Annotated in this window: 18 protein-coding genes; 9 read left to right on the forward strand and 9 right to left on the reverse strand. The window is 71.9% G+C overall.

All coding sequences use genetic code 11. The features are described 5' to 3' along the window. Positions 1–32 precede the first annotated feature (32 nt). Positions 33–1,442, reverse strand: a complete 1,410-nt coding sequence (gene rimK / locus ACXYMW_RS01450) for a 30S ribosomal protein S6--L-glutamate ligase (protein WP_459033497.1) — start codon at positions 1,440–1,442, stop codon at positions 33–35. 107 nt (positions 1,443–1,549) lie between these two features. Here rimK and tgt point away from each other — a divergent pair, with 107 nt between their 5' ends. After that, positions 1,550–2,677, forward strand: coding sequence for a tRNA guanosine(34) transglycosylase Tgt (gene tgt / locus ACXYMW_RS01455; RefSeq protein ID WP_459033498.1), 1,128 nt, complete (start codon positions 1,550–1,552; stop codon positions 2,675–2,677). A 102-nt stretch (positions 2,678–2,779) separates the two neighbouring features. Beyond that, positions 2,780–3,202, forward strand: a complete 423-nt coding sequence (ndk, locus tag ACXYMW_RS01460) for a nucleoside-diphosphate kinase (protein ID WP_459033499.1) — start codon at positions 2,780–2,782, stop codon at positions 3,200–3,202. A gap of 77 nt (positions 3,203–3,279) precedes the next feature. On the opposite strand, the gene ACXYMW_RS01465 is transcribed toward ndk, so the two are convergent. Next, complete coding sequence (locus ACXYMW_RS01465) at positions 3,280–3,690, reverse strand: DUF4112 domain-containing protein (RefSeq protein WP_459033500.1); 411 nt, start codon at positions 3,688–3,690, stop codon at positions 3,280–3,282. Next, positions 3,687–3,860: a YqaE/Pmp3 family membrane protein gene (locus tag ACXYMW_RS01470; RefSeq protein WP_459033501.1), complete on the reverse strand. Its 174-nt coding sequence runs from the start codon at positions 3,858–3,860 to the stop codon at positions 3,687–3,689. The genes ACXYMW_RS01465 and ACXYMW_RS01470 overlap by 4 nt, the downstream gene beginning before the upstream one ends. A 240-nt stretch (positions 3,861–4,100) precedes the next feature. Here ACXYMW_RS01470 and cysS point away from each other — a divergent pair, with 240 nt between their 5' ends. The 3 genes from cysS (at position 4,101) to ACXYMW_RS01485 (ending at position 8,334) form a co-directional block, all read left to right on the forward strand. Continuing rightward, positions 4,101–5,465: a cysteine--tRNA ligase gene (cysS, locus tag ACXYMW_RS01475; protein WP_459033502.1), complete on the forward strand. Its 1,365-nt coding sequence runs from the start codon at positions 4,101–4,103 to the stop codon at positions 5,463–5,465. A gap of 441 nt (positions 5,466–5,906) precedes the next feature. Beyond that, positions 5,907–7,517: a citramalate synthase gene (cimA, locus tag ACXYMW_RS01480; protein WP_459033503.1), complete on the forward strand. Its 1,611-nt coding sequence runs from the start codon at positions 5,907–5,909 to the stop codon at positions 7,515–7,517. 37 nt (positions 7,518–7,554) lie between these two features. Next, entirely contained in the window at positions 7,555–8,334 is a 780-nt protein-coding gene (locus ACXYMW_RS01485) for a squalene/phytoene synthase family protein (protein ID WP_459033504.1), read from the forward strand. Between the two features lie 646 nt (positions 8,335–8,980). On the opposite strand, the gene ACXYMW_RS01490 is transcribed toward ACXYMW_RS01485, so the two are convergent. Further along, positions 8,981–10,201: an MFS transporter gene (locus ACXYMW_RS01490; protein ID WP_459033505.1), complete on the reverse strand. Its 1,221-nt coding sequence runs from the start codon at positions 10,199–10,201 to the stop codon at positions 8,981–8,983. 207 nt (positions 10,202–10,408) lie between these two features. On the opposite strand from ACXYMW_RS01490, the gene ACXYMW_RS01495 reads away from it, so the two are divergent. Genes ACXYMW_RS01495 through ACXYMW_RS01505 form a run of 3 tightly spaced genes read left to right on the forward strand, consistent with a single transcriptional unit; the run spans position 10,409 to position 12,458 of the window. Continuing rightward, the gene (locus ACXYMW_RS01495; RefSeq protein WP_459033506.1) at positions 10,409–11,182 is read left to right on the forward strand and encodes a precorrin-6A/cobalt-precorrin-6A reductase; all 774 of its coding nucleotides are present in this window, start codon (positions 10,409–10,411) and stop codon (positions 11,180–11,182) included. Beyond that, entirely contained in the window at positions 11,149–11,796 is a 648-nt protein-coding gene (locus ACXYMW_RS01500; RefSeq protein WP_459033507.1) for a DNA-3-methyladenine glycosylase family protein, read from the forward strand. Before ACXYMW_RS01495 ends, ACXYMW_RS01500 begins: the two co-directional genes overlap by 34 nt. Continuing rightward, the gene (locus tag ACXYMW_RS01505) at positions 11,793–12,458 is read left to right on the forward strand and encodes an alpha/beta hydrolase (RefSeq protein WP_459033508.1); all 666 of its coding nucleotides are present in this window, start codon (positions 11,793–11,795) and stop codon (positions 12,456–12,458) included. The genes ACXYMW_RS01500 and ACXYMW_RS01505 overlap by 4 nt, the downstream gene beginning before the upstream one ends. A gap of 46 nt (positions 12,459–12,504) precedes the next feature. Here the strand turns inward: ACXYMW_RS01505 and ACXYMW_RS01510 are convergent, their stop codons facing one another. Then, on the reverse strand, positions 12,505–12,924 hold the full coding sequence (locus ACXYMW_RS01510) for a VOC family protein (protein WP_459033509.1): 420 nt from the start codon (positions 12,922–12,924) through the stop codon (positions 12,505–12,507). 205 nt (positions 12,925–13,129) lie between these two features. On the opposite strand from ACXYMW_RS01510, the gene ACXYMW_RS01515 reads away from it, so the two are divergent. Continuing rightward, positions 13,130–13,714 carry an HNH endonuclease gene (locus ACXYMW_RS01515; RefSeq protein WP_459033510.1) on the forward strand — a complete coding sequence of 195 codons (585 nt, stop codon included), beginning with the start codon at positions 13,130–13,132 and terminating at the stop codon, positions 13,712–13,714. Between the two features lie 112 nt (positions 13,715–13,826). On the opposite strand, the gene ACXYMW_RS01520 is transcribed toward ACXYMW_RS01515, so the two are convergent. The 4 genes from ACXYMW_RS01520 to ACXYMW_RS01535 form a co-directional block, all read right to left on the reverse strand. Beyond that, the gene (locus tag ACXYMW_RS01520) at positions 13,827–14,354 is read right to left on the reverse strand and encodes a bactofilin family protein (RefSeq protein ID WP_459033511.1); all 528 of its coding nucleotides are present in this window, start codon (positions 14,352–14,354) and stop codon (positions 13,827–13,829) included. Next, entirely contained in the window at positions 14,344–15,648 is a 1,305-nt protein-coding gene (locus ACXYMW_RS01525) for a DUF5930 domain-containing protein (RefSeq protein WP_459033512.1), read from the reverse strand. The genes ACXYMW_RS01520 and ACXYMW_RS01525 overlap by 11 nt, the downstream gene beginning before the upstream one ends. A 180-nt stretch (positions 15,649–15,828) precedes the next feature. Further along, on the reverse strand, positions 15,829–16,638 hold the full coding sequence (locus ACXYMW_RS01530) for a ferritin-like domain-containing protein (protein WP_459033556.1): 810 nt from the start codon (positions 16,636–16,638) through the stop codon (positions 15,829–15,831). A 38-nt stretch (positions 16,639–16,676) separates the two neighbouring features. After that, on the reverse strand, positions 16,677–17,144 hold the full coding sequence (locus ACXYMW_RS01535) for a peroxiredoxin (protein ID WP_459033513.1): 468 nt from the start codon (positions 17,142–17,144) through the stop codon (positions 16,677–16,679). Between the last annotated feature and the right edge of the window lie 63 nt (positions 17,145–17,207).

A 17,207-nucleotide genomic window follows, 5' to 3' on the forward strand; every position in this document is an offset into this window, starting at 1 on the left:
GCCCGCCCGGGCGCGACCGCAAGCGCCGGGCCTCAGCCCAGGAGCTTGCGCTTGCGCACCGGGGCCGGCCGCACGCGCTCCTCGATATGGTCGTAGAGCCGCCCGGCGATGTTCTTGCCCGAGGCGGTCTCGATGCCCTCGAGCCCGGGGCTGGAATTGACCTCCAGCACCTTCGGCCCGCTTTCCGAGCGCAGCAGGTCGACCCCGGCGAGGTTGAGCCGGAAGGCGCGCGCCGCGCGCAGCGCCGTCTCGCGCTCCTCGCGGGTGATCCGGATGACCTGCGCGGTGCCGCCGCGATGCAGGTTGGAGCGGAAATCGCCCTCGGCGCCGGTGCGCTTCATCGCCGCCACGACGCGGCCGCCCACCACCAGGCAGCGGATGTCCTCGCCGGCGGCCTCCTTGACGAAATCCTGCACCAGGAAGTTGGCGCGCAACCCCCGGAAGGCGTCGATCACCGATTGCGCCGCCTTCTTGGTCTCAGCCAGCACCACGCCCTTGCCCTGCGTCGATTCCAGCAGCTTGACGATCATCGGCGCGGTGCCGACCAGCCGCATCAGGCTGTCGGTGTCCTTGGGGCTGGCGGCGAAGGCGGTGTTCGGCATGCCGATCTTGTGGCGCGCCATCAGCTGGTGGGCGTAGAGCTTGTCGCGCGAGGCGGCGATGCCCTCGGAGCCGTTGACGCAGAACGTGCCGATGGTCTCGAACTGGCGGATCACCGCGGTGCCGTAGGCGGTGATCGAGGCGCCGATGCGCGGGATCACCGCGTCGTAGCGGGGCAGGCGGGCGCCGTCGTAATGCACCTCCGGCGCCATGGCGTTGATCGCCATGTAGCAGCGCGTCGTGTCGATGACCTCGACGGTGTGGCCGCGGCCCTCGCCCTCCTCGACCAGCCGGCGGGTCGAGTAATTGGCCTCCCGGCTCAGCACCGCGATGCGCAGCGCGCGGTTGGGCGCGGAGCTGCGCATCTTGGTCGAGGCGTAGACGTCGTAGGACAGTTCCGGCTGCAGGAAGCGGTCGGTGGCGACGATGGCGATATGATCCTTCAGCGCCTCGCGGCCCAACAGCATCCGGCTCGCCATCGCGGCGCGGTTGGTCAGGGTGAGCTCGATCGGCCAGCGCTGGCCGCCGACCTCGAGATCGGCGGCAATGACGTAGCGGCTCTCGCTCTCGCCGTTGGAGCTGGTCACCATGCGGCGGTCCAGCACCTTGGCCGAGCACGGGATCACCAGGTCCTCGCGGCCCGGCACCGGGTGCACGGTGAAGCGCACCCGCGGCGCGCTGGCCGAGCCGAAGGTCTCGATGTCGTAGGCGTGCAGCGCCGAGGTGCGCGCGCCGGTATCGACCTTGGCCTTGAGCGCCGGCAGGCCGAGCCCCGGCAGCGCCACCCATTCCTCCCAGCCGAAGCGGATGAGATCCTGTGCGGGGTCCTGGCTGTCGGTCATGCAACGTTCCTGAAGCGGGTCGGGGGACACAGCGGTAGCAAGCGGGCCGCGCAGCCGCAAGGCCGGGGGCCTTGCCGCGGCGCGCCGGATCGGCCAAACGGGCGGCCATGACAGGTTTCAGCTTCTCGCTTCACGGCACCGACGGCGCGGCCCGCACCGGCACCATCTCCACGCCGCGCGGCGAGATCCGCACGCCGGCCTTCATGCCGGTCGGCACCGCCGCCACGGTGAAGGCCATGCTGCCGGAGAGCGTCGCCGCGACCGGCGCCGACATCCTGCTCGGCAACACCTATCACCTGATGCTGCGCCCCGGCGCCGAACGGGTGGCGCGGCTCGGCGGGCTGCACCGCTTCATGAACTGGTCGAAGCCGATCCTCACCGATTCCGGCGGCTTCCAGGTGATGAGCCTGGCCGAGTTGCGCAAGCTCACCGAAAAGGGCGTCACCTTCCGCTCCCATATCGACGGCTCGCGCCACGAGCTGACGCCGGAGCGGTCGATGGAGATCCAGCGGCTCTTGGGCTCCGACATCGTCATGGCCTTCGACGAATGCCCGGCGCTGCCCGCCGACCGGGCACGGATCGAGGAGTCGATGCGGCTGTCGATGCGCTGGGCCGAGCGTTCGCGCGAGGCCTTCGGCGACCGGCCGGGCCACGCGCTCTTCGGCATCCAGCAGGGCGGGCTGGAGCCCGATCTGCGCGAGGAGAGCGCCGCGGCGCTCACGAAGATCGGCTTCGAGGGCTACGCCGTGGGCGGTCTCGCCGTGGGCGAGGGGCAGGAGGCGATGTTCGCCTGTCTCGACCACGCGCCGGGGCACCTGCCGGTGGACAAGCCGCGCTACCTGATGGGGGTGGGCAAGCCCGACGACATCGTGGGCGCCGTCAAGCGTGGCATCGACATGATGGATTGCGTGCTGCCGTCGCGCTCGGGCCGGACCGGACAGGCCTGGACGCGGCGCGGCCAGGTCAACCTGAAGAACGCCCGGCACGCCGACGATCCGCGGCCGCTCGACGAGGACTGCACCTGCCCCGCCTGCCGGGGCTATTCGCGCGCCTACCTGCACCACGTCTTCCGCGCCGGGGAGATGATCTCGGGCATGCTGCTGACCTGGCACAACCTGCATTACTACCAGACGCTGATGGCGGAGATGCGCGCGGCGATCGCCGGCGGCCGCTTCGCCGCCTTCGAGGCCGAGTTCCACGCCCGCCGCGCCGAGGGCGACATCGAGCCGGCCTGAGAGGCGCCCGCCGCTATCCGGTTTGCAAGCTGCCGGGCGCGTGGTAAGGGCGCGCCGGACGGGCGCCGCCATGGCGCCAGCAGCACCATGAGAGAGGCGACAATGGCCACCGAACGCACGCTTTCCATCATCAAGCCCGACGCCACCCGGCGCAACCTGACCGGCAAGATCAACGCCAAGTTCGAGGAAGCGGGCCTGCGCATCGTCGCGCAGAAGCGCATCCGCCTGTCCAAGGCGCAGGCCGGCGAGTTCTACAAGGTTCATGCCGAGCGTCCGTTCTACGACGAGCTGTGCGAGTTCATGGCCTCCGAGCCGGTCGTGGTGCAGGTGCTGGAAGGCGAGAACGCGATCCAGAAGAACCGCGAAGTGATGGGCGCCACCAACCCGGCCGACGCCGCCGAGGGCACCATCCGCGCCGAGTTCGCCGAATCCGTGGGCGAGAACTCGGTGCATGGCTCGGACGCGCCGGAGACCGCCAAGGACGAGATCGCCTTCTTCTTCGCGGGCCTCGAGATCGTCGGCTGACGCGGGCGTCATCGCCGCATGCAAAAGGGGCCCCCGGGCCCCTTTTTCTTTGGCCTCCCGCCCGATCGCGGTGCCGCTCACGCGGCGTGCAGGTCGGAGGTCCGCATCGGCGCGGCGCCGTGGCGCTGCTCCACCAGACGCCGCAGCAGCCGCGCGTTGCGGGTGTTGGACTTGTAGCCGACATCGAGGATATCGCCGGCCAGCGGCACCAGGCCGATCAGCCAGTCGATGCCCACATTGGCCCCCATCCGCACCAGCGTCGAGGTCGGCGCCTCCATGCGATAGGCGGTCTGCAGGATATAGGCCGCGGGGGCGAGCGCCAGCGTGTCGCCGATCCCCGGCACCAGGCCGAGGATCGAATCCCAGCCCAGCCGGATCCGCGTGCCCGGCAGGCGGAACGCCCGGTCCATGCGGTGCGCCAGGCGTTCGACGCGTTCGAGATGCTCGAAATCGCGATCCCGGTGAAGCGGTTGCGCGGCCCGGCTCATGCCGTGCGCGGCCCGGTGCGGGCGATGACCCAGACGGCATGCACGATGCCGGGGATGTAGCCCAGGATGGTCAGCAGGATGTTGATCCAGAAATGCTTGCCGAGGCCGACCTGCAGGAAGACGCCGAGCGGCGGCAGCAGGATGGCCAGGATGATGCGAACGAGGTCCATGGGACTCCTCCGGATGGTAAACCGTGTTGCGGGGCAAACGCGGAGGGGAATGGCGGAGTTCCTGCGGCCTTCGCCCTGCGGGCGGCGGGCACGGGCGGCGGGGCGGGCAGGTCGCGCAGGTCCGGCGGGACAGGCTCCGGAGCGTCCCCGCGCCGGCGCGCCGGGTGGCGGGAAGCGGTTTCCCTCGGCCCCTTGCCTTGCTATCCCGCTCCCCGAACGCGACCCCGTGCGGAGGCAGACATGCAGATCCGGCTGACCAATTCGAAGACCCGCCGCAAGGAGGACTTCACCCCGCTCGATGCCGGCGATGTGCGGATGTATGTCTGCGGGCCGACGGTCTACGACCGGGCGCATCTCGGCAATGCCCGCCCGGTGGTGGTGTTCGACGTGCTCTACCGACTGCTGCGGCAGGTCTACGGCGCCGGGCACGTGACCTATGTGCGCAACTTCACCGACGTCGACGACAAGATCAACGCCCGCGCCGCCGAGACCGGCCGGCCGATCGCCGAGATCACCGACGAGACCGCGCGCTGGTATCTCGAGGACATGGCCGCCATCGGCGCGCTCGAGCCCGACCACATGCCGCGCGCCACCGCCTATATCGCCCAGATGGTTGCGATGATCGAGGACCTGATCGCCAAGGGCCATGCCTACGAAGCCGAGGGCCACGTGCTTTTCGCGGTCGGCAGCTATCCGGATTACGGCCGGCTCTCGGGCCGCAGCCTCGACGACATGATCGCCGGCGCCCGGGTCGAGGTCGCGCCCTACAAGCGCGATCCGATGGATTTCGTGCTCTGGAAACCCTCGGCGCCCGACCTGCCGGGCTGGGACAGCCCCTGGGGCCGGGGCCGGCCGGGCTGGCACATCGAGTGCTCGGCGATGAGCTTCGAGCTCTTGGGCGAGAGCTTCGACATCCATGGCGGCGGCAACGACCTGCTGTTCCCGCACCACGAGAACGAACTGGCGCAGTCCTGCTGCGCCAATCCGGGCGGCGAGTTCGCCCGGGTCTGGCTGCACAACGAGATGCTGCAGGTCGAGGGCAAGAAGATGTCCAAGTCGCTGGGCAACTTCTTCACCGTGCGCGACCTTCTGGATCAGGGCATCCCGGGCGAGGTGATCCGCTTCGTGCTGCTCTCGACGCATTACCGCAAGCCGATGGACTGGACCGCGGAGAAGCGGCGCGACGCCGAAGCGACGCTGCGCAAGTGGCGGGCGCTGACCGACGGCGTTGCGGCGGGCGCGCTCCCCCAGCCGGTGCTCGCGGCGCTGTCCGACGATCTCAACACCGCCGGCGCGCTGGGCGAACTGCACCGGCTGGCGGCGGCGGGCGACGCCGCGGGCCTCAAGGCCGGGGCGGAATTGCTCGGGCTCCTCGAGCCCGCGCTGGGCGGCTGGGAGAGCGCCGGCACCGAGGGCCTGGCGGGCTGGGAGGCGCGGCTCGCCGAGGCCCGCGCGGCGGCGATGCAGTCCAAGGACTTCGCCGAGGTCGACCGGCTGAAGGCTGTGCTGACCGCGGCCGGGGTCGAGGTGCGGATGTCGAAGGCCGGGGTGGAACTGCTGCCCGGTCCCGGCTTCGACCCGGCCCGGCTCGAGGGCGTGGCGTGAGCCGGAGCGCCGCCACGGCGCCGCAGGCGGCCCCTGCGGCCCGCTTGCGCCACCAGCTTGTCCGGACCACCCCGGCGCCGGTCACCGGGCACCGGTTTCAACCGGCCCGCCCGGCGCCCGCGCCGGGCAGCGCCTGCCCGCCCCGCGGCTGGCGCTTTCGACCGCGCCACGGGGGGCAGCCGCAGCACGGCGCGCAAACGTTTGCCAGCCGTCCCGCATCCGCCTCGGCGCCCGCCCGGGCAGGCGCTGTCCGTCACGGGTGCGGCCCGGCGGCACCAAGCCGCGTGCTGGTCACCGAGCCCGGGCTGCACCAGGCCCGCCCGGCGCCGGCGCCGGCCCCGCGCAGGACCGTCGCGCACACCCCCGTGCCGCCGTCCCCGGCGCCGGTCGATGCCCGACCCGCCTGCTCCGCCCATCGCGCCCCGTTTTCGGAGACCGCCGATGCCTGACCGCCTCTACCTCTACGACACCACCCTGCGCGACGGGCAGCAGACCCAGGGCGTGCAGTTCTCCACCGCCGAGAAGCTGCGGGTGACCCGCGCGCTCGACGCGCTGGGCGTCGATCACATCGAGGGCGGCTGGCCCGGCGCCAACCCGACCGACAGCGCCTATTTCGACGAGGTGCCGCCGACCCGCGCCACCCTCACCGCGTTCGGCATGACCAAGCGCGCCGGCCGCTCGGCCGAGAATGACGACGTGCTGGCCGCGGTGCTCAACGCCGGCACGCCGGCCGTCTGCCTCGTCGGCAAGACGCACGACTACCATGTCGCGACCGCGCTCGGCATCGCGCCCGGGGAGAATGTCGAGAACATCCGCGCCTCCATCGCGCATTGCGCGGCGCAGGGCCGCGAGGCGCTGTTTGATGCCGAGCATTTCTTCGACGGCTACCTCTCGGATCCGGGCTACGCGCTCGACTGCCTGCGCGCCGCGCTGGAGGCCGGGGCGCGCTGGGTGGTGCTCTGCGACACCAATGGCGGCACCCTGCCGGTGGAGATCGGCCGCATCGTGGCCGAGGTGATCGCCGCCGGCATCCCCGGCGACCGGCTCGGCATCCACACCCACAACGACACCGAGACCGCGGTGGCGGGCTCGCTGGCCGCGGTGCTGGCCGGCGCCCGGCAGATCCAGGGCACCTTGAACGGGCTGGGCGAGCGCTGCGGCAACGCCAACCTCGTCTCGCTGATCCCGACCCTGAAGCTCAAGGCCCCCTACCGCGACGCCTTCGAGACCGGCGTCAGCGACGCCGCCCTCGAGGGGCTGACGCGGACCAGCCGGATGCTCGACGACATCCTGAACCGCGTGCCGCTAAAGCAGCTTCCCTATGTCGGCGCCTCGGCCTTCACCCACAAGGCCGGGCTGCATGCCAGCGCCATTCTCAAGGATCCGGCGACCTACGAGCATATCGACCCCGCCGCGGTCGGCAACCGGCGCTTCATCCCGATGTCGAACCAGGCCGGGCAGTCGAACCTGCGCCGGCGCCTGGTCGAGGCCGGGATCGAGGTCGCCCCCGACCATCCGGCGCTGGCGCGCATCCTCGAGACGGTGAAGGCGCGCGAGGCCGAGGGCTACGCCTACGACACCGCGCAGGCCTCGTTCGAGCTGCTGGCGCGCTCCGAGCTCGGCCAGGCGGCGGAGTTCTTCGAGGTCAAGCGCTACCGGGTCACCGTCGAGCGCCGCAAGAACAAGCGCGACGAGACGGTGTCGCTGTCGGAGGCCGTGGTGGTGGTGAAGATCGACGGCGAGAAGAAGCTGTCGGTCAGCGAGTCGATGGACGAGACCGGGTCGGACCGCGGCCCGGTGAACGCGCTGGCCAAGGCGCTGGCCAAGGATCTGGGGCGCTACCAGGAGGTCATCGAGGACATGCGCCTCGTCGACTTCAAGGTGCGCATCACCCAGGGCGGCACCGAGGCGGTGACCCGGGTGATCATCGACAGCGAGGACGGCGAGGGCCGGCGCTGGTCCACCGTGGGCGTCTCGGCCAACATCGTCGATGCCAGCTTCGAGGCGCTGCTGGACGCGGTGCGCTGGAAGCTCGCCCGGGATACGGCGTGAGGCTGGCGGGGCCGGCGCCGGGGCTTGGGTGGGGGCCATGAGCTTCGATGCCGACACCATCGCCTGCGCCCGCATCGTCGAGCGCGGCGACCCCGACCGCTTCCGCGCGGTCATGGCGGCGCCGGTACCGGCGCGTCGCGTGCTGTTCCCGCTCTATGCCTGCAACCTGGAAGTGGCGCGCGCGCCCTACGTCACGCAGGAGCCGCTGATCGCCGAGATGCGGCTGCAATGGTGGGCCGACGCGCTCGCCGAGATCGCCGGGGGCGGGGTGGTGCGCCGCCATGAGGTGGTGACGCCGCTGGCCCATGTGCTCGATGCCGAGGGGGCGCGCATCCTTGCCGCCGGAGTCGAGGCGCGGCGGCAGGAGGCGCAGGGCGTGCGGTTCGAGGACGCCGCGACGCTCGACGCCTTCCTCGCGGCAACCGGCGGGGCGCTTCACTGGGCGGCGTCGCGGGCGCTCGGGTCGCGCCAGGAGGCGCGGGCAAGGGCGGTGGGCACGGCGGTGGCGCGGGCGAGCTGGCTGCGTGCGGTGCCGGAGCTTCTGCGCCGCGGCGCGAGACCGCTGCCCGGCGCCGGGCCGGAGGCGGTCTCGGCCCTGGTCCGGGACTGGCGGCACGAGCTCTCCGGCGGGGCGCTGGCAACCCGGCCCGACGCGCCGCAGCGGCAGGCCGATCTCGCCGCGTGGCGGGTGCAGGGCGTTCTGGCCGCCGCTGCGCGCGCTCCGCAGGCGGTGCTGGACGGCACGCTTCCCGGCCCGGGCCTCGCCGAGCGGGCCGGCCTTGCCGCCGCCGCCGCCGGGCTGCGCCGGCTGCCCTGAGGCCGACAGGCTGTTGCAACGCCCCTCCGGACAAACCACGCCCCGGAGCGCAGATTTGCGTTCGTCCTGCAGCGCGAAGCCGCGCATCGACGGGCCGCGGCGCGGCGAGCCTGCCCGCGGAATCCCTTGGTTTATCGTTGCAACCTCCGAAAGAGATCGAAGCTGAGTGCCCAGCCTCACCGGATCGCCGGGCCAGGGGGCGGCCTGGCGATATGCGGCGGCCTGCGGCCTTTGCTCCGCACCGGGTGCCTGATCCGGCCCAGCGACCTTCGGGCACGGAGCCGAGCGGAGGGTGTATGCGCCGCCGGACGCTAGAGAAAACGGTGCCAGGCTGATCTGAAAACCGCGGTTTGAAATTACAGTGTGGAGCCGCGCATCGACGGGCCGCGGCGCGGCGATCCCGACCGTGGACTCCAGTGTTTTATCCTGGCCACATCCGGAAAAGATTGAAGCGACGGACCCAGCCCCACCAGATCGCCGGGCCGGGGGGCCGCCCGGCGCTGCGCGGAGGCCTTCGGCCTTCGCTCCGCACCGGGTGCCTGGCCCGATCGTCGGCAAGGATGGCCCACTGACGCGTTACCCGTGGCGCACGTTCGAGGACGCATTGCACCAGGCCCCGGCAGGAGCGCCGCGCAGGTCCAACCAGTTACTCCGCCGGCCGCGCCGCGCGCCGCGACCGCAGCACCAGCCAGAGCAGCGCGCCGCCGGCCAGCGTCAGGAACGGCAGCATGGCGAGGTTGACTGCGGTCCAGCCGGCCGCGGCCGAGCCGCCCGAGCAGTTCATCAGCCCGCCCGAGGCCAGCGAGGCGAGGGTCACGCCGCCGAAGACGATCATGTCGTTCATGCCCTGCACGCGGCCGCGCTCTTCCGGGGCATGGGCGCCGGCGAGCATCGCGGTGGCGCCGATGAAGCCGAAATTCCAACCCAGCCCGAGCAGGATCAGGGTGCCGAAGAACTGCCCCAGCGCGACCCCCGACAGCGCCACCGCGCCCGCCGCGGCGAGCAGCACGAGGCCCGTCCCGACGATGCGCTCGACCCCGAAGCGGGCGATCAGGTGGCCGGTGAAGAAGGAGGGCGCGAACATCGCCAGCACATGCGCGCTGACCACGTCGGCGGCGTTGGCGCTGGTATAGCCGCAGCCCACCACGGCGAGCGGGGTCGAGGTCATCACCAGGTTCATCAGCGCGTAGGAGACCATGGCGCAGATCACCGCCACGGCGATCCGCGGCGTCGCCAGCAATTCGGCCACCGAGCGGCCGCGCGGCGCGTCATGCGCCGGCGCCGGCGGCCGCGGGATGTCGAGGAACAGAAACAGCGTCGCGCCCGCGAGGTTGACGCCGATCACCGCGAGGTAGGTGCCGAGGAAGGGGACGGCGTAGGCCTCGGCGGTGAGCTTCATCAGCTGCGGGCCGATCAGCGCCGAGGCGAGCCCACCGGCCAGCACGTAAGAGATCGCCTTGGGCCGGAACGCCTCGGAGGCGGTGTCGGCGGCGGCGAAGCGGTAGAAGCCCTGCGCCGACATGTAGAGCCCGGTGCAGAGCGACCCGGCCAGGAAGATCGGGAAGGACCCCGTGGCCAGCCCCCAGGCGCCGATGGCCCCGCCGGCGGCGCCGCCCGCGGCTCCGGCGAAGAACCCGGCGCGGCGGCCGAAGCGCTGCATCAGAAAGGAGAGCGGCTGCGCCGACAGCATCGAGCCCAACACGATGAGCGAGATCGGCAACGTGGCGAAGCAGGGATTGGGCGCCAGCGACTGTCCGGCGAGGCCGCCGACGATGAACAGCATCGGCATCTGCGCGCCGAGCAGCGCCTGGGCGGCCACGAGGACGGCGACGTTGCGGCGGGCGCGGTGGTCGGCGGGACTTTTCATGCCGAAGGGGTAGTGCCCCCGCATCCCCCGGGCAAGCCCGCGGTTGTACCGCAAAACCGGTCTCGCACGCGGCGCCGGACGGGCAGGGGGCGCGGCGTCCCTCGGCCCCGGGCGGCGGCGGCTCGGGCCCGGCCCGCCCGGGGGGCGCCAGCGGCGGCATCGACGGCGTGCGGGCCGGGGAGGCGCGGGAAGGCCCAGGAAGGGCCGGTGCCGCCACGCTGGCATCGCGCCGCCGGGCGCGCTAGGTCGGGGGCGATGATGGATGCCTCGCCCCTGCCGGTCCTGGTGATCGGCGCCAGCCAGGAGGCCCGGCAGCTCGCGCGCAGCCTGCCGGGGGCGCGGCTGCGCCTGCCCGCCACCGGGCGGGCGGTGCCGGGCGCGCCGCCGGCGGCGACCGGCCCGATCGATGCCGAATGGCTCGGCGGGCAGGGCGTCGTCGCGGTGATCGAGGCCGCGCACCCGTTCGACACCGAGACCGCGCACGCCGCCGCCCGCGCCGCACGCGGTCTCGGCCTGCCGCATCTGCAACTCGTCCGCCCGCCCTGGCGACCCGGCGCCGGCGCATTCTGGCACCGGCTGCGCCATGCCGGCGAGGCCGCCCGGGTGCTGCCGCGGGGCGCCCGGCTCTTTGCCGCCACCGGCCGCGAGGACCTCGCCGCCTTGCGCCGCCTGCCGGTCGCGACCTATCTGCGGGTGGTCTCGGACGACCGGGCCGGGCGCCTGGGCCGCGTCGCCTTCGTGCCCGGCCGGCCGCCCTTCGACCTCGGCTCGGAGATGCGGCTGTTCCGCGCCCTGGGCATCGAGGCGCTGCTGCTGCGCAATGCCGGCGGCCCCGGCGCCGAGCCCAAGCTGCGCGCGGCCGAACGGCTCGGCCTCCGGGTGGCGATGATCGACCGGCCGGCCCGGCCCGCGGGGCCGCGGGCGGCAAGCGTGAAGGAGGCCCTGAGATGGCTGCAGACCCTGACCCCGTCGGCCGCGTGATCCGCGGCGAGGCCTGCGTCGCGGAGGGCGCGGCCTGGCTGGCCGCGGCCGAGCCGCGCTTTGCCCATGCGCTGGAACTGACCGGCCCGCTGCCGCTCCGGCGCAGCCCCGACGGCTTCGACCAGCTGCTCTCGGCGATCGTCAGCCAGCAGGTCTCGGTGGCCTCGGCGCGGGCCATCCGGGCCCGCCTCGACGCCGCCGGGATGACCAGCGAGACGGCGCTGCGCGCCGCCGAGATCGAGGATCTGCGCGCCCTCGGCCTGAGCCGCCAGAAGGCCAGCTATGCCAAGGCGCTGGCCGAGGCGGGGATCGACTTCGACGCGCTCCGCAGGGCGCCCACCGAGACGGTCGTGACCACCCTGACCCGGGTCAAGGGGATCGGCGTCTGGACCGCGGAGATCTACGCCATGTTCTCGCTCGGCCGGGCCGACGTCTTCGCGCCGGGCGATCTGGCGCTGCAGGAGGCGGCGCGGCTGCTCTTCGCGCTGCCCGAGCGGCCGCGCGAGCGCGCGCTCCGGCAGATGGCCGAGGCCTGGTCGCCCTGGCGGGCGGTTGCGGCGCGTGCGCTCTGGGCCTACTACCACGTGGCCAAACAGAGAGAGGGCATCGCATGACGCGCGTTCTGCAAGCCGGCCGCCGGGAGCCCGCCTCGGGCTCCATCCGCTCCGCCGTGGTCTTCCTGCACGGCTACGGGGCCAACGGGGCCGATCTGCTGGGGCTCGCCGAACCCCTGGCCGAGCACCTGCCGGACACGCTCTTCGTGGCGCCCGACGCGCCCGAGGCCTGCGCCGGCGCGCCGATGGGATACCAGTGGTTCCCGATCCCCTGGATCGACGGCTCGAGCCAGGAGGAGGCCGAGGCCGGGATGCGCGCCGCGGTGGCCGATCTCGACGCCTTCCTCGACGCGCTGATGGTCGACGAGGACCTGCTGCCCGAACAGGTGGTGCTGTTCGGCTTCAGCCAGGGCACGATGATGGCGCTGCACGTGGCGCCGCGGCGCGAGGACGAGCTGGCCGGCCTGGTGGGCTTTTCGGGCCGGCTGCTGCAGCCCGAACTGCTCGAGGACGAGACCCTGTCGCGGCCGCCGGTGCTGCTGGTGCATGGCGATCAGGACGACGTGGTCCCGGTCCAGAGCCTTCCCGCGGCGGCCGAGGCGCTGCAGAAGGCCGGCTGGTCCGAGGTCTACGCCCATATCATGAAGGGCACCGCGCACGGCATCGCGCCCGACGGGCTGTCGGTGGCGCTGGCCTTCCTGCGCGACAAGTGCAACCTCTGATCCGGCCGCCAAGCCTCGGCGGGCCGCGCCGCCGGTCCGCCGCCGCCTAGCCCTGCCAGAGCCGCGGCTCGGCCAGTTCCACCGAATTGCCGGCCGGGTCGCGGACATAGATCGAGCGGGCGCCGTTCGGCCAGTTGAAATCGGCCTCGATCTCCACCCCGCGTGCCTCCAGCCGCTGCCGCCAGGCATCGAGCGCCGTGCCGTCGACCGCCAGGCAGACGTGGCCCGGCCCGCGCGCGCCGTGCGGCGGCACCGGCAGGTCCGGGTTGCCCGGCGGCTTCTCGGTCTCATCGGGATTGAAGACCAGCACGACGCCGCTGCCGCAGCGGAAGAAGACGTGGCGCTGCGCCACCCGCACGATGCGGTCGAGCCCCAGCACATCGCCCCAGAAGTGTTCCGCGGCGTCGAGATCGCCCGCGTAGATCGCGGCTTCGAGAACGTGGCTGGGGGCGTCGGGCGGGCTCATCCGTGGTAAGGTAGAGGTCCGGACGCGGCGCGCCAGGGGGCGGTGTCATGCCGCTGTCGCAGGCACCCGCTATGCCGGGAGCCACACAGCATATCGCGGAGCTTGCCAGAGGGGTTCCGCGATATATAGTGGAGTTACGGCTGGGGCGGGGCTCCCGCCCTGGCGGTCCGGAGGACGGGCAGACAGGGCGGAGGACGACTCGACCATGAACGGCGACTTCAGGACAAGTTTCGTGCGCGAGCCGGGCGCGCTCAGAAATCACCCGGCCCTGGTGCTGAACGCCGATTACCGGCCGCTCTCCTATTACCCGCTCTCGTTGTGGCCGTGGCAGGAGGCGGTGAAGGCCTCCTTCCTCGACCGGGTGGACATCATCGCCGAATACGACGAGGTGGTGCGCAGTCCCTCGATGACGCTCAGGATACCGAGCGTGGTGGTCCTGAAAGATTACGTCAAACCCCAGAAGCGCGTGGCCTTCACGCGCTTCAATCTTTTTCTGCGGGACGAATTCCGCTGCCAGTATTGCGGCTCGAAGGGCGACCTGACCTTCGACCACGTGGTGCCCCGCGCCGCCGGCGGCGTGACCTCGTGGCAGAACGTCGTGGCGGCCTGCGCGCCGTGCAATCTGCGCAAGGGCTCGAAGAGCCTGCGGCAGGCCGGGCTCAGCCTGCGCAAGCCGCCGCGCCAGCCGGGCGCCGAGGAGCTGCGCAACATGGGCCGCCGCTTCCCGCCCAACCATCTGCACGAGAGCTGGATCGACTTCCTGTACTGGGACGCCGAGCTGCAAGCCTGATCGCGGTCCCGCGCGCGGCGCGGCGCGCCGGTCGACGGCCAACGAAAAAGCCGGCGGATGGCACCGCCGGCCGGGTTCGTTCTTGCGGGGGGCCCGGGCGGGGCCGGGGGCGTCAGCCCTGGCGCGACTGCGCCGGCGCGGCGGGCTGGCCGTTGGTCGGCTGGGCGCCGGCCTGACCGCCGCCCTGCGAGGTGCGGCCGCGCGACAGGGGATCGTCCTGACGCTGCACCGAACCCTCGAAATGGGCGCCGGATTCGATCGCGATGGTCTTGTGGATGATGTCGCCCTCGACCCGCGCGGTGGCGGTCAGGCGGACCTTCAGGCCGCGCACCCGGCCGACGATGCGGCCGTTGACGACGACGTCGTCGGCGATGCATTCGCCCTTGATCGTGGCGGTTTCGCCCACGGTCAGCAGATGCGCGCGGATGTCGCCCTCGACCGTGCCCTCGACCTGGATGTCGCCGGTCGTCTTGACGTTGCCGGTGATGTGCAGATCGCTCGAGAGCACCGAGGCCGGCGGCTTGGCCTTCGGCGCGGAGGGCTTGTATTCGCCCGACTGGCGTGGGGCTTCCGGGGCTGCCGCCGGTTTGCTGTCCTCCGGCTTCGGCGCCGGCTCGTTGATCTTGCTCTTAGAAAACATCGTTCGCAGCCTTGATGTAGGTCATCGGATTGACGGGCTCGCCTCCGACACGGATCTCGTAATGGAGATGCGTGCCCGTGGACCGTCCTGTGTTCCCCATAGCAGCAATCTGCTGGCCGCGCGAGACCCTTTGGCCGACCGTCACATTGATCTTGGAATTGTGGGCGTAGCGCGTCTCGATGCCGAACTCGTGCTTGATCTTGACCAGCTTGCCGTAGCCCGATTGCCAGCCGGCATGGGTCACCACGCCGTCCGCGGTGGCGTAGATCGGGGTGCCGTGCGGCGCCGCGAAATCGGTCCCGGCATGGAGCCGGCCCCAGCGCTTGCCGAAGCCCGAGGTGAAGCGGAAGGCGTCCTTCAGCGGCGAGGCGAAGGGCGCCTTCTGGGCCGCGATCCGGTAGAGGTTCAGCTTGTCCATCTCGGACAGGATGCCGTTGGCGCGGGCGGCGTCGGCGCCCAGATCCTCGCCGCGGGTCGAGAAGGACAGCGGCGTCAGCGGGCCGCCCTGGCCGGAATAGCCGCGGCGGACCTGGCTGATGATCCGGTCGGGATCCATGCCGGCGGCCTCGAACATCTTGTCGAGCGGCTTGACCGAGACGGTCATCGCTTCCTCGAGCTGGCGGAAGATCAGGTCGTTCTTCTCCTCCATCAGCCGGATCTCGGTGGCCAGCTCGTCGGCGCGCACCAGCGCATCCTCGGCATCGGCGACCACGCGGTCGCGCTCCTCCGCGGTGCGGGCCAGCGCCGCGGTCAGGAAGTCCACCGTGGCGTCGCTGCCGGCCGGCGCCAGCCCGCCGCCCTGTTCGAGCCGGGTGCGGAGGGCGGCGTATTGGTCGCGCACCTCCTCGCGCTGCTTCATGGTGTCGCCGAGCGTCGAGCGGACCACGTCGAGCCCGGTCTCGAGCTCGCGGCGCCGGGCCTCGGAATCGAGCAGGCGCGACTGCATCTGCGACACCTGTTCGAGCGCCGAGTTGAAGCGCTCCTGCGCGGCGCGCGCCTCGGCGGCGCGGGCGTCGCGGGCCGCGGCAAGGTCGTTGAGCCGCTGCTGGTAGTTGATCTGGTCGCGCCGCGCCTGTTCGCGGTAGCTGCCGGCGCCGATCGAATCCATCAGCAGCACCGCGGTGGCGACGATCGCCCAGGCGACGATCAGCGCGCCGCCGAGAAAGGCCACGGCCTGCGTCTCGGAGCGCAGACGGATGAAGCGGGTGTCGCTGTCGGATCGCAGGAAGAGCCGGCGCTCGGGGAAGAAACGTTCCAGAATGGCGTGTGTCTTGATCGCGAGCCGCGTTCTCACAGGTCTGTCCCTCTTGCCGTCCCCGGGCCGGCGCTCGATCATCCCCTGCGGCGCCTTGAGGAAAGCGAGTAGCCAGTCCGCTGCTTTTCCGCAACATTTTCAGGCAAACGATTCCGGGCAGGTCGCGGAAACGCGCCGAAGCGGCAGAAATCCGCCGATTCCCGCATGTGTTAACCCGATTCAAGCCCTGCGGGTGTCGCCGTCGGTCTCAGCAAGCGGCCAGTAGAAATCCGGGGCGAGCCCCGCCTCGGCGCGCTTCTCGGCGTTGAAGGGCGGCTTCAGCGGCCCGTGGAAATAGCGCCGCACCAGTTCGTGGAATTTCGGCAGCGGGTCGATCTCGCCCCGGCCGCAGAGGAAGTGAAACCATTTCGAGCCATAGGCCACATGGCCGACTTCCTCGGCATAGATGGTCTCCAGCGCGGCCACCGCGTCGGCGGCGCCGGCCTTGCGGAAGAGCTCGATCATCCCCGGCGTCACGTCGAGGCCGCGCGCCTCCAGCACCATCGGCACCACCGCGAGCCGGCCGAGGATGTCGTCGCGGGTGTCCTCGGCGGCGCGCCACATGCCGGCATGCGCGGGCAGGGCGCCGTAATGGCTGCCCGCGCCCTCGAGACAGTCGCACATCAGGTTGAAATGCTTCGATTCCTCGTCCGCCGCCTTGACCCAGTCGTCATAGAAGCCCGGCGGCATCGGGGTGTCGGTAAAGCGCGCGATCAGGTCCCAGTGCAGATCGACCGCGTTGAGCTCGATATGCGCCACCGCGTGCAGCAGCGCGATCCGCCCCGCCGGCGACCCCGGCCGGCGCCGCGGCACGTCGCGGGGATCGCGCAGCTCCGGCGCCGCGGGGCGGGCCGGGCGGTCAGGCGGGGCGGCGCGGCCGACGGGCAGCGCGGCGCCGGCGGCGCGCGCGGCCTGCCAGCGCGCCGCATGGGCCCGCGACCGGGCGGTCTTCGCGCGCCCGTCGGCGGTGGTCAGCACGTCCACCGCCATCGCCGCTAGACTGTCGGGCCGGGCGTCGCCCGCGGCGCTCACGCCTGCAGCTCCCGCGCGGCCTCCAGCACCTCCTCGGCATGGCCGGGGACCTTCACCTTGGGCCAGACCTTGCGCACCCGGCCCTCGCCGTCGATCAGGAAGGTGGCGCGCTGGATGCCCATGAAGGTCTTGCCGTACATCTTCTTCTCGGCCCAGACGCCGTAGGCGGTGCAGGTCTCGGCCTCGGTGTCGGCGAGCAACGGCACCGTCAGCTCCTGGCGCGCCATGAACTTGTCGTGGCTCTCGATCCTGTCGGCGGAGATGCCGAAGACCCGCACCCCCAGCGCCTCGAATTCGGGGGCGAGCCGGGTGAAGTCGCGATTCTCGGTGGTGCAGCCCGAGGTGGCGTCGCGCGGATAGAAGAACAGCACCACCGGCGACGGGCGGAGCTGCGACAGGGTCACCGTGCCACCGCCGGTGACCGGCAGGGTGAAGTCAGGGGCGGGATCGTCGGATGCCAGCATGTTGAACCTTCTCGACCGGGAAATCTCTGCGTCCGGCGGTTGGTCTCGGACGCCGCGCGGACC

This window comes from Roseivivax sp. CAU 1761, from assembly GCF_054482755.1.